Origin of the sequence: Streptomyces sp. NPDC056160, assembly GCF_042268205.1 — a bacterium.
Taxonomy (GTDB): Bacteria; Actinomycetota; Actinomycetes; order Streptomycetales; family Streptomycetaceae; genus Streptomyces.
In genome coordinates this window covers 1-15,296 of the sequence record NZ_JBHJUW010000173.1, presented here as the reverse complement: position 1 = coordinate 15,296, position 15,296 = coordinate 1, and the positions used below count along the sequence as shown (strand labels likewise).

15 protein-coding genes are annotated in these 15,296 nt (G+C 66.5%); 12 read left to right on the top strand and 3 right to left on the bottom strand.

Translation table 11 applies throughout. The annotated features are described in order from the left end of the window. Positions 1 to 83 precede the first annotated feature (83 nt). Positions 84 to 728, top strand: a complete 645-nt coding sequence (locus ACFC02_RS37375) for a carbon-nitrogen hydrolase family protein (protein ID WP_376366752.1) — start codon at positions 84 to 86, stop codon at positions 726 to 728. Between the two features lie 672 nt (positions 729 to 1,400). On the opposite strand, the gene ACFC02_RS37370 is transcribed toward ACFC02_RS37375, so the two are convergent. From ACFC02_RS37370 to ACFC02_RS37360, 3 genes are all read right to left on the bottom strand, one after another. Then, positions 1,401 to 1,562 carry a hypothetical protein gene (locus tag ACFC02_RS37370; protein ID WP_376366751.1) on the bottom strand — a complete coding sequence of 54 codons (162 nt, stop codon included), beginning with the start codon at positions 1,560 to 1,562 and terminating at the stop codon, positions 1,401 to 1,403. A 413-nt stretch (positions 1,563 to 1,975) separates the two neighbouring features. Continuing rightward, positions 1,976 to 2,665 carry a hypothetical protein gene (locus ACFC02_RS37365; protein ID WP_376366750.1) on the bottom strand — a complete coding sequence of 230 codons (690 nt, stop codon included), beginning with the start codon at positions 2,663 to 2,665 and terminating at the stop codon, positions 1,976 to 1,978. A 735-nt stretch (positions 2,666 to 3,400) separates the two neighbouring features. Further along, positions 3,401 to 3,910 (bottom strand): helix-turn-helix domain-containing protein, encoded by a 510-nt coding sequence (locus ACFC02_RS37360; RefSeq protein ID WP_376366749.1) that lies wholly within the window; start codon positions 3,908 to 3,910, stop codon positions 3,401 to 3,403. A gap of 50 nt (positions 3,911 to 3,960) precedes the next feature. Here ACFC02_RS37360 and ACFC02_RS37355 point away from each other — a divergent pair, with 50 nt between their 5' ends. From ACFC02_RS37355 to mobL, 11 genes are all read left to right on the top strand, one after another. Beyond that, positions 3,961 to 4,122, top strand: coding sequence for a hypothetical protein (locus ACFC02_RS37355; RefSeq protein ID WP_376366748.1), 162 nt, complete (start codon positions 3,961 to 3,963; stop codon positions 4,120 to 4,122). A gap of 214 nt (positions 4,123 to 4,336) precedes the next feature. Continuing rightward, positions 4,337 to 4,729 (top strand): hypothetical protein, encoded by a 393-nt coding sequence (locus ACFC02_RS37350; protein WP_376366747.1) that lies wholly within the window; start codon positions 4,337 to 4,339, stop codon positions 4,727 to 4,729. A gap of 138 nt (positions 4,730 to 4,867) precedes the next feature. After that, positions 4,868 to 6,172 (top strand): hypothetical protein, encoded by a 1,305-nt coding sequence (locus ACFC02_RS37345; RefSeq protein ID WP_376366746.1) that lies wholly within the window; start codon positions 4,868 to 4,870, stop codon positions 6,170 to 6,172. A 57-nt stretch (positions 6,173 to 6,229) separates the two neighbouring features. Then, positions 6,230 to 8,419, top strand: coding sequence for a phage tail tip lysozyme (locus ACFC02_RS37340; protein ID WP_376366745.1), 2,190 nt, complete (start codon positions 6,230 to 6,232; stop codon positions 8,417 to 8,419). A gap of 254 nt (positions 8,420 to 8,673) precedes the next feature. Next, entirely contained in the window at positions 8,674 to 9,600 is a 927-nt protein-coding gene (locus tag ACFC02_RS37335; RefSeq protein WP_376366744.1) for a hypothetical protein, read from the top strand. After that, positions 9,597 to 10,298 carry a hypothetical protein gene (locus tag ACFC02_RS37330; protein WP_376366743.1) on the top strand — a complete coding sequence of 234 codons (702 nt, stop codon included), beginning with the start codon at positions 9,597 to 9,599 and terminating at the stop codon, positions 10,296 to 10,298. Before ACFC02_RS37335 ends, ACFC02_RS37330 begins: the two co-directional genes overlap by 4 nt. Positions 10,299 to 10,411: 113 nt before the next feature. Continuing rightward, positions 10,412 to 11,161: a hypothetical protein gene (locus ACFC02_RS37325; RefSeq protein WP_376366742.1), complete on the top strand. Its 750-nt coding sequence runs from the start codon at positions 10,412 to 10,414 to the stop codon at positions 11,159 to 11,161. Beyond that, the gene (locus ACFC02_RS37320) at positions 11,158 to 11,925 is read left to right on the top strand and encodes a hypothetical protein (RefSeq protein ID WP_376366741.1); all 768 of its coding nucleotides are present in this window, start codon (positions 11,158 to 11,160) and stop codon (positions 11,923 to 11,925) included. The genes ACFC02_RS37325 and ACFC02_RS37320 overlap by 4 nt, the downstream gene beginning before the upstream one ends. A 10-nt stretch (positions 11,926 to 11,935) precedes the next feature. Then, entirely contained in the window at positions 11,936 to 12,460 is a 525-nt protein-coding gene (locus tag ACFC02_RS37315; protein ID WP_376366740.1) for a hypothetical protein, read from the top strand. Then, a complete protein-coding gene (locus ACFC02_RS37310) occupies positions 12,460 to 13,506 on the top strand; it encodes a hypothetical protein (protein ID WP_376366739.1) in 1,047 nt (348 codons plus the stop codon). Before ACFC02_RS37315 ends, ACFC02_RS37310 begins: the two co-directional genes overlap by 1 nt. A 94-nt stretch (positions 13,507 to 13,600) precedes the next feature. Then, on the top strand, positions 13,601 to 15,226 hold the full coding sequence (mobL, locus tag ACFC02_RS37305; protein ID WP_376366738.1) for a relaxase MobL: 1,626 nt from the start codon (positions 13,601 to 13,603) through the stop codon (positions 15,224 to 15,226). The last annotated feature ends 70 nt before the right edge of the window (positions 15,227 to 15,296 follow it).

The following is a 15,296-nucleotide window of genomic DNA, read 5'->3' as shown; positions in this document are numbered from 1 at the left end:
GAGCTACCTCGCCGGACTCCACCTCCGGGCCTCCGTGATCTGGATCAAGGACCTCACACGAGCGGCCCCTTGATCACAACCGAATACGCTCCCTAGTACCAGCCGACTGGAGCCGTGCCGCCTGGGAGATCCTGCGCGAGGAGGCCGAGTCGATCGCTGCGCTGGCTGGGGAACTACGGCTGTGGACGGCGTTCGGGTCGCTCCACCCGCTCACACCGCCGAACAGGCCGCACAACAGCCTCTTCATCGTCTCCGACCATGGCGAGCTGGTCGCCAGGTACGACAAGCGGTTCCTGTCGCATACCGAGGTCTCCTACCTGTACACCCCGGGGCGCGAGCCGTTGGTCTTTGAGGTGGACGGCTTCCGGATCGGCTGCGCGCTGTGTGTGGAGGCGAACTTTCCGCCGCTCTTCGACGAGTACGAGCGCCTGGGCGTCGACTGCGTCCTGCTCTCCGTGATGGTCGACGATGCTCCGAGGGCGCGCGTGGCCCAGGCCTACGGAACGCTGTACTGCTACTGGGTGGGCTATGCCGTGCCGGCGCAGTTCAGCGCCACGGTGCCGTCCGGGATCGTGGCGCCCGGCGGCCGGTGGCTGGCGCAGTGCCCCGCCGACGGGCAGCCCGCGCTGGCGGTCGCGGACATCAACCTCGACTCGGCCGACCCGGACATCGACGTGGCCCTTCGGTACGCCCGACCGTGGCGACGCCGGGCGCAGGACGGGCTCTAGGCGGACCGGCTGGTCGACGGGGACCCGCGCAGCGACATCCGCACAGTGTTCTGAGACCGCCGCCACCGGGCGGCGCGGTCCGTGTCCGCCCGGGCAATGCAGTGCAACCCGTGACAGCCCCAGTCCTCATGGGTGGGGAAACATCGGGCCCTCGGCTGGTCGGTGTGCCGTCCACGTTGACAGCACGGCGCACAGTCGAAGTGCGGAATTCACAGCACCCATTTTGCAACCTGTTGCAATCGCAGGAACATCGAGTAGTCTGGGGATCAAGGCAGCACCCCGATGGTGCTGCCGATCCAGGCAGATGCCAGACCGTAAGACCCACAAGGGTCACGGGACGAGGGACGGACTCGGTCAGAGCTCGCCGCGCAGGGCGCGGACGCATGAGACATCTCAGCGATGAACGAGAGGTCTCCGATGCCGGCTCCATCGACACTGAAGGTCCGCGAGTCGGGCCTGCTTCCGTCTGCCGAGCCGGTCGACGCTTCTCGTTCCGATGGGCAGGTCGAGGAAGACCTCGACGTGTTGGCGGCGAAGCTCGTCGCCAACTGGCCGGAGGTCACCGAGGAACGAAAGGTTGAGCTCGGTCGCCTCCCGGCTGGCCCCTGATACGACCCCTGATGCAGCGAAAACGCCCCGGCTCACCGGGGCGTTTTCGTGTGTGCGCTCAGGTCAGCGCAGGCCGTCTGTGTCGTCGTGCTCTTCGCCGACTGGGAGTGGCCGACGGTCATCCCCCGGGTCCTCGCTGTAGATGACCGCGGAGACCGCGCTGTCGTAGGCACCATTGAGGCCGTTGCCGCTTGTGCCGAGCATGTTCTCCCAGTCGATTCCCATGGCTACGAGCCTAGACCGTATGGAGAACCGGCGCCTCGCTCGCAAGTTGGCACGGGTTGCCGCCACTCTGAGTGACGATAGAGCCCCAATTATGGGATGTGCCGGTCATGTTCGAGCGTACGTATGTTGGCCTGGATGTTCACGCCCGTTCGGTCATCGGGGCTGCGATCGATGGAGTTTCCGGGGAGATCCGGTCGCTGCGGCTGGCGCCGCAGACGGAGGCGGTGTGGGCCATGGAGCAGATGGCCGCAGTCTTGCCGTTCGCGCCGGTGGTGGGGCGGCTGGGGTGCCTGCGCCGGGTCAGCGTACTGACTGCCTTCGGGCTGGCCGTCGAGGTCGGCGACTGGCATCGCTTCACCGGCGCCACCATCAGCCGCAATATCCCCCTGCCCTGCACGTTTCCGGTTCATCTCTCAGGCCCGCGGCGGCGCCGGGGACGGCGTCTCAGGCGTCGGCCACTGCCCGTACAGGGGCACGGCCTCGAACACGTCGTCCTGCTGGGCGCCGGCCAGGGCGTCCGCGCGGGTGTACGTGGTGTCGGTGAGCTGGGAGTCCGGGGACCAGCGGCCCTCTTCGTTGCGGCGGGCCCTGGAGACTCCGCCGCGCTTGAGGTCGTTGTTGGCGCCCACTCGCAGCGAGTGCGAGCGCACCGGCAGCCCGCCGATGATCTCCTTTCCGGCGGCGGCCGCCCGGGTCTGGATGATCGTGTTGATGGTGCGTCCGGACAGGCGCAGGCCTCGGACGGTGGCGTGGGCGCGGCCGAGTTGGAGGTTGCCCTTCTTGGTCAGGGCACGCAGGAAGGGCAGGTGAGGGGCGTCCGCGCCGAGCTCGGCGAGGCCAGCCTTCCAAGCGGCGACGCGGGCGGCGAAGCGCAGGTCGTCGCGGTCGGCGTAGAAGCGCCAGGCGGCGGTCTTCGCGTCGGTGGTCTTGGTCTTGGCGACCCGGACCCATACCCCGGGCCGCAGGCCGGTGAGCGTCGGGCGCAGGTCGGCGTTGGGCAGGTCAGCGACCTCGATGCCGCGCAGCAGCAGCCGGTAGCCCACGACGAGCGCGACCGCATCCCGCCGTCCGATGCGGGTGGACTCGTCGATGGCGTCGAGCACCGGCAGCAGGTGCTCCAGGGTGAGCGCGGCGGCCTGGTCGCTCAGCCCGGCCGGGTACTCCAGGTCGCGGTAGTCCTCGATGATGTCGCGGATCTTCGAGCGCTCGCATTTCCGGGGGTTCGCCGGAAAAACACTCTTCGGGCGGATTGCCTGCCTCGCCGATCGCGCGCAGCACCAGCGGCCGCGACATCGCCGGAGCCGCCCGCCGGGACAGCTCGAGCCCGCTACCCGGGGCGTACACGGCGCACAGGGCCGCGGCCTCCACGTCCTGCGCCTTCAGCACCCCGGCTACGGCATTCTCAATAGTCAGCGGGTGACCAATACCTTGACCACCCGTCTGTGAACGCGCTCCTGCTGCAGCGTGGTCAACGTCTTGACCGGACTCCGGGCCGCCCTGGCCCGGGCGGGCCGTACTACCGGCTGCCGAGCGGAACTGCGGGGTGCCGATGCCCTGCTCGTCGTACGCGTCCACGAGCTGCTGCAGCATGGTGCCGAAGAAGTCAGTGTCGAGGTCCTGGACCTGCCAGTCCTTCGCCTTCGGCCACGGCCCCTCCTCGGCGGCCCTGAGGATGGATCCGTCGGCGCACAGCTTCCACAGTCTGCGAGCTGGTCACGTCACTCAGGCAAGGCGGAACGGCGCGAGCACCGAGGAGATCATGGGGGCCAGCCGGTGACGGAAGCCCGAGACGGTGGACGACTACGACCGGGAGTTCAACCCGGCCGCCCGCAACAGCGTCATGCGCCTGGGTCTGTGACCTCTCCGGCCGGCTTGTTGCGGACATCACGCATCCGGGCGTCGAGAGCGGCCTGCGTCTCAGGATCGAGCTCGTAGTCGCCAGCGGTTTGAGGGTTGACGTCCAGCGCGTGAGAACGGAAGGCCTCCCGCTCGGCGGAGAGCTGCTGGATGGTCTGGGTGATCCGGTGGATCTTCTGGCGCAGCCTCTCCCATTCCTGCTCGGCGAGGGCGAGCTCGGCGAGCTGGTTCTGGATCTCGGCCTCGTTCTCGCGGGCGTAGTTGTCGCTGACCAGTGTGATCAGAGGGGCCCCGAGAGCCTCGGCAGCGGCGACCGCCTCGTCGAGCCTGACCGCGCGGGTCTGCTGCTCGATGCGCGTGATGGCGGTGGAGTCGACGTTCGAACCGAGCCGTGCGGCCATACGGCGTGCTAGCTCTGCCTGGCTGATGCCGAGGCGTTCGCGCTCTTGACGAAGTCGGCGGGCGAAAAGGTCCCCGGGCAGTGGGTTCATGGCGGTTTGGCACTTCCTGGTCGAGATCGCGATCGACGGGGTGTGTGAGGGTGGCCCGCCTCGAAATCGAGCAGGCCGGCGCCGCAGCGGTGCTGGAGCGGCACATTACACATCTCGCACTGCGGATTCCACAGGCGTCCGCCACGGCCCTGCGGTCGCGCGCCGCAACGCCGATTCGCCTCGTTTCCGAGCCTCTTTCGATTCTTTATTGATAGACCTTTCGTACGCCTCTACGGTCTGCCATTCGAATGGGGTAGATTAGTCACTGCTGATGTGCACGTATACGAGCCAGCGGGGGGAGTTGACGGCATGCCCAACGACCACTCCGGCTTCTGTCACTGCCCGATCGGGCGGATGGGTTGCGCTTGTTGCACTGTGACTCACTGTCATGCCACCGAATGATTCGAAAGGTGAGAGGAAAGAACCGTGACGAAGATCTACGAGGCAGCCGTCCTCACACATGCCTCCCTGCCGAGTGCGGCCTGGGACCTGACCAGCTTCCTGCAGAACGCCAAGTCCCAGATCCAGCTCTGGGGCGGTCTTCTGCTCATGCTGCTCGGTGCTGTCGGCCTGGTCTGGGGCGGTGTGCTCCTGATCAAGAAGCTGATGGCCAACCCGCAGTCCGCGGGTCAGCAGCAGGGCTGGGGCACGATCGCGCTCCTCATTCTCGTCGGCGGAGCCCTGGGCACCGGCGGGTGGTCGCTGATCTCGACGGTCGGTTCCGGCGGCCAGCAGACCATCACGGATCTCGGTGGCGGCACGGTGATCGTCCAGACCGCCGATCAGTTCAGCGGGTTCCTGAGCGGCCTTTCCAAGTAAGAGGCCGTCACAGACCGTGCACACGACCTGGGACAGAGGCGTCGAGCGAACCGGGTCGGTTGAGGTGCAAGGCCTCTTCCGGCCCGGTTCGCCATATCCGGGCCCGCAGCACGGTGCAGGCACGAAGGAGAGCAGAGCATGGGGATCAAGGACAAGGCGCTGGCCTTCAGCAGGAAGTTCAAGCTCGACTCGCACCACGCGATCGAGCGTTTTGGGGTGTTCTTCGGCATCTTCGCGGTCACAGGCGCGGTCGTGATCAGCGCTTCGGGGGCCTCGGCGTACCAGGCGGGGCGTGACTCGCTGTCGCAGACGGCGCTGTACACCAGCGACTTCAAGACGTCGAAGACGAATCTCGACGGCACCGTGGACGGGGTCTACACCAACGAGAGCGGCGACAAGGCGCTCGTGATGATGCACTTCAGTCCGACCGCTCAGATCTCGTACAACGCCGCGGACTACAGGGCGTTCCTGCTCGGATCGGACACCTCGCTCAACACCGAGCCGGTCAGCACCAGCGGGATCAAGGGCTCCCTCTACGCCTTCGGCTCGACCGGCTACGTCGGGGTCCTCCTGAACGCCGACCGGCCCTTCGACCGCCAGGTGTTGAACCTGACGGTCCGTGCGAACGCCGAACTCACCACGCCCGGAGCGGAGCAAAAGCAGAGCAGCGGCAAGCTGGCCGGCGACGAGACCTTCTCCAAGTACGACCAGTGGCGGGTCTTCTTCAACCCCGGCGCATCCGGGGTCCAGAAGATCGCGGCGCTCGACGCTCTGACCTTCGACCCGGCGCAGGCCTACTACGAGGTCGCGCTCAAGGAGATGGAGGCCAAGGCCAGGGATGCCCTGGACCAGAAGCTCGTCGAGATGCGCACGAACCTGACGCAGATTCAGTCGTACACGTCCGACCTGCAGACGACGAAGATCGACGGCCTGTTCCTGCGTCCGCCGACCGTTCCGGTCTCGATTGCCACCGACAGGATCACGGGCGTCTCCGCGGCCGAGGCCAAGGACGGCGTCTCGACGCTGGCGCTGCAGACCAAGCACGTCGTCCCGGGCGGCTTCGACCTCAACTGGCGTGCAGGCAACGTTTACGACGGCTACCTCGACGCCCTGGTGCCGGCCGGTCAGAGCTACGCCCAGTTCTTCACCAAGAAGCGTGACGAGGGCTCGGATCCGACGAGCCAGCAGATCTCGGACATGCAGTGGATCCTCTCGGACGGCACCAGCCTCACCAAGGACTACCAGTCCTCTGACGTGACGATGCGCCCTCTCATGAGCATCATGAACAACCTTTCACAGGCGTATGCAAACTACTCCCGGAACAAGTCGCAGTACGAGTCTGATCTGTCGCTCGACCTACTCCGACTGAACGTGAGTCTGCGGGACGTGCAGTCCAACAGCACCATTCGTGACGACAAGGACTTCCTTACCACTCTCCATTGAGTGCGGCGAGGAGTGACGCATACCGCTACCTGACATTGAGCCGGAAAGGAAAATGGCATGGCCACCGACAAGCCGAATCGGAGTCCCAAGAAGGGGACGACGAAGGACCAACCAAGCACGTCGGTGAGCCAGGGGTTGCCCCGGCAGGGTCGCGGGACCAAGAGCCTCGCCCCCGAGGAGGGCATCGAGAAGCCTCCCGAGGGCAAGACCAGCGTGCCCAAGCAGCTCGCGGGGCCGGGAGCTGCTTCTTCTGGCCCTTCCGGCTCGGCGAACACTGCGCCGAAGATGCCGGACGCTGCAGACACCGCGGAGACCGCGGGCAAGGCGGCCGGTGCCGCGAATGCCGGGTCGAAGATCAAGCAGGGCATGAACGGCGTTGCTGGGAACATGGCCGGAGGCGCGGCCCAGAAGGCGATCGAGGGAGACGGCAGCAGCGCGACCCGCCGTACCGCCGGGCGTTACGCGGGAGCTGCCGTCTCCGGTGCTGTGGTCGGCGCACAGGCTGGCGGGCTTCCGGGAGCCGCCGTTGGCGCAGCGAAGAACGTCGGCGTCGAGGGAGCCCAGGACACGGTCAAGGGCGTGTCCAAGGTTACCGGCGGCAGCCCGGACGCCAAGCCGGCCGACCAGCGCGAGCTGGGTGCCGGCGGCACGGGCTACGAACGCGGTGCGTCGAAGGACGACGAAGGCCTGGGCTCGAAGGCCGCCAAGGGCGTCGCCGTCGGCGGTGGCGCGGCCTCTGCTCCGCCAGCCATAGGGGTGGTCATGGCCATGGCCTTCCTGAACTGGCTGAAGTCCATGTTCTTCGCCGCCATGGCGATGGCCGTCAACGCAGGGAAGCTGCTGTGGACGCTCATCGTCAACATCATCAAGGCGGTTGGTCATGCGATCGCCGCGCCGTTCATGGCGATCGGCAGCTTTATAGCCAAGGGGGTCGGCGCGGTCCTGGGCGTCGCAGTCACGGCGACGATGGCCCCTGTAGCGGCAGCGATGTCGGGTGCGGCCGCGGTGACCGCCACCGTGGCCCTGCTGGGCACGGTCTTGACCGGCGTCCTCAACTCGACGGCGCTGACCGAGGGCAGCATCAACGCGAACGGGACGGGGTGCGTCGTCAACGCGGGTAGCGTCGGCAACGGTTCCGGGGCCACCGTCCCGGCGGGCGTGGAGAAGAACGCCAAGGAGATCTACTCGGTGCTCAGCAGCTGGGGGATGCCGAAGGAGAACATCGCGGGCATCCTCGGCAACTGGTCGCAGGAGTCCGGGATCGACCCGACGAGCGTGCAGACCTTCCCCACGGGGACGTATGCCATGACCGCCGGGAAGGCCAGCGCAGCACAGAACACGGACAACGGCATCGGTCTCGGGCAGTGGACGTTCGGCCGCAACACGCTGCTGCGCCAGTACGCGAAGAGCAAGGGCATCGACTGGTTCACGATCAAGGCCCAGATGGCCTTCATGGTCGATGGTGACAACCCGGGCGATGTCATGGTCTTCAAGGACATGCTCAAGACGTCGCAGGGCTCGCCGCGTGCGGCGGCGCTGCACTTCCACGAGAACTGGGAGCGTTCGTCTGACGGCTCGGCGGGGCTCACCGCACGAGGTGACAACGCCGAGATGTGGTTCGGCAGGATGAGCGGCTGGTCGGTCGACAGCTCGATCGTGGGCGGCGTCAAGAACATCGTCGGCGGGATCATCGAGAACATCGTCAACGGCATCGACACGATCCTGGGCAACTGCAGCACCAAGAGCGGCACTTCTGTCTCATTGAAGGACGGCGGGATGACCCAGGAGGAGGCTCAGGCCCTCGTCGACCTCTTCAACAAGGAGGGCGACAAGTTCCTCGACGACCGCTACGGCGACCAGGGTGGTCCTGGCTCGTGCGGGAGCAACCATGCTGAGAACTGCGTGTCGTTCTCGACCTACTTCGTGAACAAGTACACGACGTTCCAGACCTACCCAGCCGGTGACGGCAAGGAGACGGCGTACACGATCGCGAAGGAGACTGGCAAGCTGTTGTCCTCGACTCCGACGGCGTATTCGGTGGGTTCTGGCCCGGGGTCCACTTCTGTCGGCCACACCCTCGTGGTGCTCGGTGTCCAGGGCGACAAGGTCATCCTCGGCGAGGCCGGCTACTGCGCCTTCATGGGCCGGGTCCGTGTCGACAGCGCGGCGCGGATGGCGGCCGAGGGCTGGAAGTTCGTGGACATGTCGGATTCAATGCTCTCCTCCGACAAGATCAAGAAGGCCTGATGCGCTGCATCTGATCTGGGAGCGAGAAGCCGGCGCCCGGCTATCCGGGCACCGGCTTCTTCATGTCCGGTGCAGGCCCTGCACGTCGGCTTCGCTTTTCAGACCTCTTATCGAATGGATTCATAGTCGGTCTCGACTATCTTTCGAGATAGACTTGAGTCGTTTATGAGAGCAGCGTGAAGTCAGGAGTGTGTTCCGTGACGACAGTCCATGACGAGTCCGAGAGCACGGGCCCCGAGCAGAAGACCGGGGCGATGCCCGAGGAGAAGCCCGCGGCACCGAAGATCCGCAAGAAGGTCACCGGAGCTGAGCTCGAAGAGCGCTTCGCGAGCTGGACGACGCGCCAGCTCGAACGGGTCCAGGCACGCAGCCCGGAGGACAACGCGCGCCTGATCCGACGCAGCGTGACCGCGGTGATGGGGGTCGGGATTCTCACCCTGGTCGTCGCTACGGGCGTGGCCGGCGAGAGCTTCAACGCGAGCACGGCGGACAACGAGGCCCAGATCGTCCAGCTCAAGGAGCAGCTGGATGATGCCCGGTCCACGCCCGTGAAGGCGGACGCCAGCGCGCAGCTGTCCAAGCTCACCGAGGCGGCAGCCGCCGACGCGAAGAAGGTCGCGACCGGGGAGCAGACCTTCGCCACGCTGTATCACCAGGCCAGCGTCCAGCCCAGACCGAACAACGGGGCCCCGAACAAGGCCACGCTGGAGATCATCAAGCACCGCCGGGACATGGCACCGCTGTTTAGCAAGGACTCCTTCCTGGTCAGTGACAAGGAGGCGTACAGCACCTCGTCGCTGACGCCGTTCGACGCGACCACCGAGATCGATCCGCGCCACGCCTGGTACATCCGCTACGACGGCCAGAACGCAGCTGCCCCGAGCACGTACGCATGGAAGGTCGAGACGGTGATGCCAGACCTGAGCGTGAAAGACGGCTCGGGCGCGACGAACCAGGCAAAGGTGGTCTGGCTGTGCCGGGACACGAAGAGCGGTGAGGTGCTCGCCTGGGCGAGCGCGCGCTACGTGCGCAAGGCCACGACGGGGGCCTTCGGCCACCTGGCGCTCGTGGTGACCGCCGCCGGGGCTCAGTATGAGAACCCCGCGATCAAGATGCCGGCCGGGTCCGGAGTCCCTGAACTCAGCGGCACGGGCACACAGAAGAAGGGCGGGAAGCGATGACGGAGCAGACGGCAGCATCCACGCGGCGGGGATTCTTCCGACGTAACCTTTCGGTCCTGGTGACGGCAGCGGTCCTCACGGTCGTCGCGACAGTTGCCGGTGTGACCTGGGGCAGCCAGCACGCGGCCCTGGCTGAGCAGGAAGCCCAGATCGACGACGTCGAGGGACATCTGGCAGGCATCCAGAAGAAGAACGCCGAGCAGGTGAACGCGGACGTCATGGCGGCCCTGGGTGTCAGCCAGAACCGGCTGAGCACCGACGGTGAGCGCATCAAGTTGCTGCTCTCGATGGCCTTCACGTGGGACTCGGGACAGAGCTACGAGGCGGCGCGCGAGAGCCTGAAGAGCCGGTTCGGCCTCACCGAGAACGAGACGTTCCTGAAGTCGTTCATGCCTCCGTCGAGGTTCAACGAGGACTCCCAGGGGCGGCGTTACTACTACATCGACACGGTCGGCCTGAACTCGGCCCTCGGCGCGGATCCGGACATCGAAGTCGTCGACGTCAAGGCGGGCGTCTACACCTACGCCGCCCTGGCCGATGTCGAGGTCACCTCCGACGGAGTGACCCAGAACAAGTCGAGCAAAGCCAGTGTCACGGCGCACCGGCGCGCGCTGCTCTTCGTCACGGTCGACGCCCAGGGCAAGGTCTTGAATCTCTCCGGCGTCCCGGCGAGCGGCAAGACTCACTATTCCGGATGACTCACCCAACCTTTCGACTCGCCTCATTGATAGGGTTGTCTTGGTATTCGAGTGAAACGGCGAGTTGAGGATCAATGGCATCGACACAGACCGATGAGTCGGGTGGGGGTGCAGTGCGCAAGACGCGCTTCGTCGCGACGTCCGCGTCCTCGCGGGAGGGCGCGGACACTCCTGAGCAGACGGAGCCCGCTGGTGGCCTGCGCAAGCGCACCCTCGTGGCCGGCGTGAGCATGGGTGTGGGCGCACTGCTGTGCTTCGTACTCTCCGCGGGGTTCTCCGGCGGTCATAGCACGGTGAGCGATACGGCTGCGCCGGAGATCTCCTCTCTGCAGGAGCAGATCAAGATCACCGAGGCGAAGACGGCGGCGCTGCCGAAGGCCGACGACGCCGAGCGTGGTCTGACCGCGGCCCTGACGGCGGCTGGCCAGGTCGCAAAGCTGCAGAACAACTACCGCTACCTGACGCCCAGCGTGGCGGCAAACGGCGGCACGCTCGACACGGCGACGTCTCAGTCGACGCTGCGCAACCTCATCCCCTACTTCGCCCCCTCGGTGCACCAGGCGGACCTGGGGCCGTGGTACCTGCTAGCCAGTGACAAGGACGTGGCGGCCGGCGTCGGGATCCCGAGGAGCTTCAACTCCGGCTTTGAGTGGGTCGCCCAGGTGCCCCATCTGGTCAATGACGACAGCAGCATCACGGTGACCTGGCTGGCGATGGAGACCAGGACCGGTGCGGGCGAGAAGCCGGCGGTGCTGGCCTGGGCCCGCGCCGACTACGACGTGGTCCGCAAGGCGTTCGTGAACATCCAAACCGGCACGACAGCCACCGGCGAGGCCCTGAAGCAGGAGGTGAAGGCACCGTGAACGAGGAGATCAAGGACAACCTGCGCCAGCACGCCGGGAAGATCCTGCTCGGCGGTACCGGGGCGCTGCTCGCGCTCTCGGTGGTCACGCTCGGAGTCGGCCTGCTCAGCGACGGCCCGGCCGCGTCGGACACCCAGGCCGATGCGGTTGTACAGAAGCTCGAAAGCAACCTAGGCGACGCCCAGGCCAAACTCGCAACACAGCACAAGGCGCTGCTGGTTCAGCTGCCGGGCATGGACATCGAGCGAGTGAACCGTGACCGGGCGACGGGCCGGTCCCTCCTGCTCAGCCTCACCGACAGCTCGACGTCGACCCGGACCGTCAAGGAGCAGCAGGTACTGCTCGACGCGCGCTACGACTTCCTCGACCACAAGTCCCGGGTGCTCACCGAGTTCGTACCGGAGTGGATGACTGCGACCGGAGCCACGAAGGGCGCTGGGACGACGTACACGCTCGCTGATCTGGACATCGGTGTGAGTCGGGTGCGGGGCTTGAACTACTCCTACACGGGGGTGGCCCGGCTCGATCCAGTCCGCGTCGGACCGGATCAGAACAGCGCTGCCAAGAGCGAGTTCCTGGTCTTCACCTACTCCACCTCTCACGACGGCGCGGTGACGTCGCTGGACGCCTATCGGGCCTCCAGCAAGACCCGCGACACCCTCGCTGCCGCCAGCGAGGAACAGCCCTCCCCCCCCCAAGCCGACCGGGTGAGCAAAGCGCCCACCGCTTCAGCACGCACCCTAGAAGTCCCCGACGAGACATAAGGACACGAACATGTCGACCCAGACCCTGGAGAAGACCGAGACAACCGCCCCGACAAGCACGGCCGCGACAGCGAAGAAGACCACGGCGAAGCCCGCGAAGGGACAGAAGGATTCGAAGCTGCGCACCGGATGGCGGCGTCTGGCCCCGAAGAAGGAGACCAGCAGGTTCTCCGTCGTGGTGTGGGCGGGGTTCTTCCGGGTCATCGTCCTTCTCGCCGACTACCTGCTGGCGTTCATCACGGCCACGGTCATCATCCCGCTGCTGGGCGCATGGCTGCACCAGCAGTCGGGCGCATCCCGGGGTGCGCTCAGCGCGGACGGAAGCATCGCCATGTGGCTGATGCCGCTCCTCTTCCTGATCGCACTGCTCGCCGCGGGCGAGATCGTCGTGATGCGCGGCATGTGGTGCTGGGCAACGCGGATGATCGCGAAGATCCGGGACGCCCGGGGCGAGGCGACCGGCGCCGACGTCACGCCGAAGTCCACGACCAGGACCACCAACCAGAGCAAGACCAACCGCAAGAGGAGCAAGTGATGCGCACCGCAGGACTGACGATGAACGACGTATGGGCCCACCGTGTCCTGCGTGAACGAGGAGTGGAGACGTACCGGCTAGAGGGGGTGACCGCCGAGCTCGGCGTCATGGTCGAATCGCTCGACCTCAAGCACCGGGGCAAGGAGGAGAACTACCGCCCCTATCTGCACATGACGGGCGAGCTCCGCTCGGTCACCCCGGCCAAGGCCCTGCCGTTCGGCATCTCCCAGGTGACCTACTCCCCCGGCCAGGGCGAGAAGGTAGACGCCTTCTACGAGTTCGACGACCAGCAGCTGGTCGTGCTCGCCAGCAAGGGCTACTTCACGAGCGGCTTCGCAGTGCCCGAACAGGTCACCGGGATCGAATGGGAGCTGCCGGCCACGGCGGACATGCTCGTGCTCGCTGCGTCGGGGGCGCAGGCCGAAGACGATACGCCCGTGGTCTTCACCCAGATCCACGACATCGGAGGCCTGGAGATCGATCTCGAGTCCAGCGGCTACGACCTCGCGGGCTACTTCGTCGACCACTCCACGGACGGCGTCCCGCGGGCTGAGGCCGTAGTCGATGCGCGCGGGCTGAAGGCACGTTCGGACGCGATCAACTCGTTGTTCACCGAGGACGAGCTGGGCCTGGACACCGAGGTCAAGCAGGTCGTCGGCGCGCCCGTGCCTGAGGCAGCGCCCGTCGCTGACGGCATGAGCGCGCATCTGCAGCAGATCGAGGCGGAGATCGCCGCCGAACGGGAGCAGTACCAGACCGAGCGCGCGAGCACCGAGGGCACCACGGAGAACCTCTACCGGGAGCGCGTGGCGGCAGCGTTGCGGACGGCTGAGGAGCAGGAGGAGCCGTTCGCTCCCCCGGTTCCGGCCCGTGAGGCGCAGCACGACCTGAACCTGGATCTCTTGGAGCTGGAGGAGCAGGAGCAGGAGTCCCGGCGACGTGAGGTCAAGCCCGCTCCGAGTCTGGACGAGCGCAAGCGCCAGGTGGCCCAGCGTGCGGCCGATCTGGACTTCGGCGAGGACGGCGAGCAGAGCCTGGGGTCCTGAGGACGGATCAGGCATGACGAGCGCGGCCCCGGCTGCTGGCGAGCAGTAGCCGGGGCCGTAGTGCATCGGTACCGAGACAGGAAGGAGAGCGACGATGGGCCTGAAGCAGGACATCGTGATCGTCAATGAGTTCAGCGTGCCGCTGCCCGGCGGCAAGGGATCGCGCGGTGCGACGCCGGGTGACTACGTCACCCGGTACATGGCCCGCGAGCAGGCAACCGAGTCGCTGGCTCCGATCCAGCGCCTGCGCACCGACGACTTCATCGTGCGCTACAAGGCGCGGGAGTCCGCCGTCGAGCGCGCCGGCATCTCGCGGAGTGCGGCGAAGCATGAGATGCGCCAGGCCCAGGGCGACGGCGGCGTGGCCTTCGGCTACGGATCGGTGTCACTCTCCGACGAGCAGCTGCGCGCGGCCAGCAACGACATCCAAGAGCACTTCGAGAACGGCAAGACCGTGCTCAAGACGGTGCTGTCCTTCGACGAGGAGTACCTGAGGAAGCACCGCATCGTCGATCAGGACTTCCATTGCGAGGCACGCGGCGACTACCGCGGCCACATCGACCAGATGAAGCTGCGCTTGGCGATCATGCTCGGTCTGGAGCGGATGAGCTCAGGCGCCAGCGGCTTCGACGACCTGCGCTACGTCGGGGTCATCCAGGTCGACACCGAGCACGTGCACTGCCACCTGGCCATGGTCGACGCCGGCCGGGGCCAGGTGACGAAGACCGGTACGCAGCGCGGCAAGCTCCTGGACCGGCACAAGTCCAGGCTCCGCCGCGGTGTTGACGCCTGGCTCGATGAGAAGCAGGCGGTGGCTCATCTCTCCAGCGCCGTCGGCTACGAGCGGCGCAACGTCACCACCTTCATCAAGCGGTGGGCGCACGAGCGGATCCGCGCCGAGTCCCTGCCGCAGTTCCTGCTTGCTTGCCTGCCGGCAGACCGAACGTTGTGGCGCGCCGGCTCGAATGACGCCCGCATGCGCAAGGCGAACCAACTGGTGACCGAGCTCGTGAAGGAGCAACTCGACCGTGCCGGGTCCCCGATGCCGGCGGCCATGGAACGCATCGTCGACTACGCCAACGAGCGCCGCGCGAAGGAGTTTCTGAGCACGGAGGAATGGCAGAAGCTGGTCGAGCAGGGACGTACGCAGATCATGGAGCGCGCCGTCAACGGCATCTACCAGATGCTGCGGGCCATGCCGGAGTCGGAGCTGCGGGTGCGCACGCCGATGCTCGAAGTCATGGGGATGGACTACCAGCAGATGGCGGCGCTCGCCGCGGACCGGCAGGGCGAAGACGAGAATGCTGAGGCTGATTTGGTCTCCTTCGGCTTCCGATTGCGCAGCTACGCCTCACGCCTGCAGCATCACCGCGAGAAGGCCGGGGTCTACCGCGACCTCACGCACCAGTGGGAACAGGCCGAGAACGCCGGCGTCGCCGCCGAGGACTCGCGCCCACTCTACGACTTCTACCGCTTCGAGGAGAACTACCACCGGCGGCTGATGAGCAAGTACCGGCGCTTCCTGCCCTTCCTCGGGGACGCCAGCCAGTGGTACGAGCAGCAGCAGGACGTGGCGACCTACGGCCAGCGGCTGCTCTCGCTCATGGCGCTGCGCGCGGATGCCTCCCTGCAGCGGATGAAAGACTCCGAGGAGGCCGAGAACCTGGGCCGGACGATCTACGATCAGCCCGGCGGCCGACTACTGACAGTGAAGATATGACTGGTGGTTCCGCTGATGAGCCTGACTCGCCTACTGACTGACGTCATCGACTGTCCTGTTTGGGATTTGT

Coding starts and splice junctions, on each gene's coding strand:
- ACFC02_RS37340 (WP_376366745.1), top strand. CDS start 6,230: ATGGCCACCGACAAGCCGAATCGGAGTCCCAAGAAGGGGACGACGAAG.
- ACFC02_RS37345 (WP_376366746.1), top strand. CDS start 4,868: ATGGGGATCAAGGACAAGGCGCTGGCCTTCAGCAGGAAGTTCAAGCTC.
- mobL (WP_376366738.1), top strand. CDS start 13,601: ATGGGCCTGAAGCAGGACATCGTGATCGTCAATGAGTTCAGCGTGCCG.
- ACFC02_RS37310 (WP_376366739.1), top strand. CDS start 12,460: ATGCGCACCGCAGGACTGACGATGAACGACGTATGGGCCCACCGTGTC.
- ACFC02_RS37330 (WP_376366743.1), top strand. CDS start 9,597: ATGACGGAGCAGACGGCAGCATCCACGCGGCGGGGATTCTTCCGACGT.
- ACFC02_RS37370 (WP_376366751.1), bottom strand. CDS start 1,562: ATGGGAATCGACTGGGAGAACATGCTCGGCACAAGCGGCAACGGCCTC.
- ACFC02_RS37335 (WP_376366744.1), top strand. CDS start 8,674: ATGCCCGAGGAGAAGCCCGCGGCACCGAAGATCCGCAAGAAGGTCACC.
- ACFC02_RS37360 (WP_376366749.1), bottom strand. CDS start 3,910: ATGAACCCACTGCCCGGGGACCTTTTCGCCCGCCGACTTCGTCAAGAG.
- ACFC02_RS37315 (WP_376366740.1), top strand. CDS start 11,936: ATGTCGACCCAGACCCTGGAGAAGACCGAGACAACCGCCCCGACAAGC.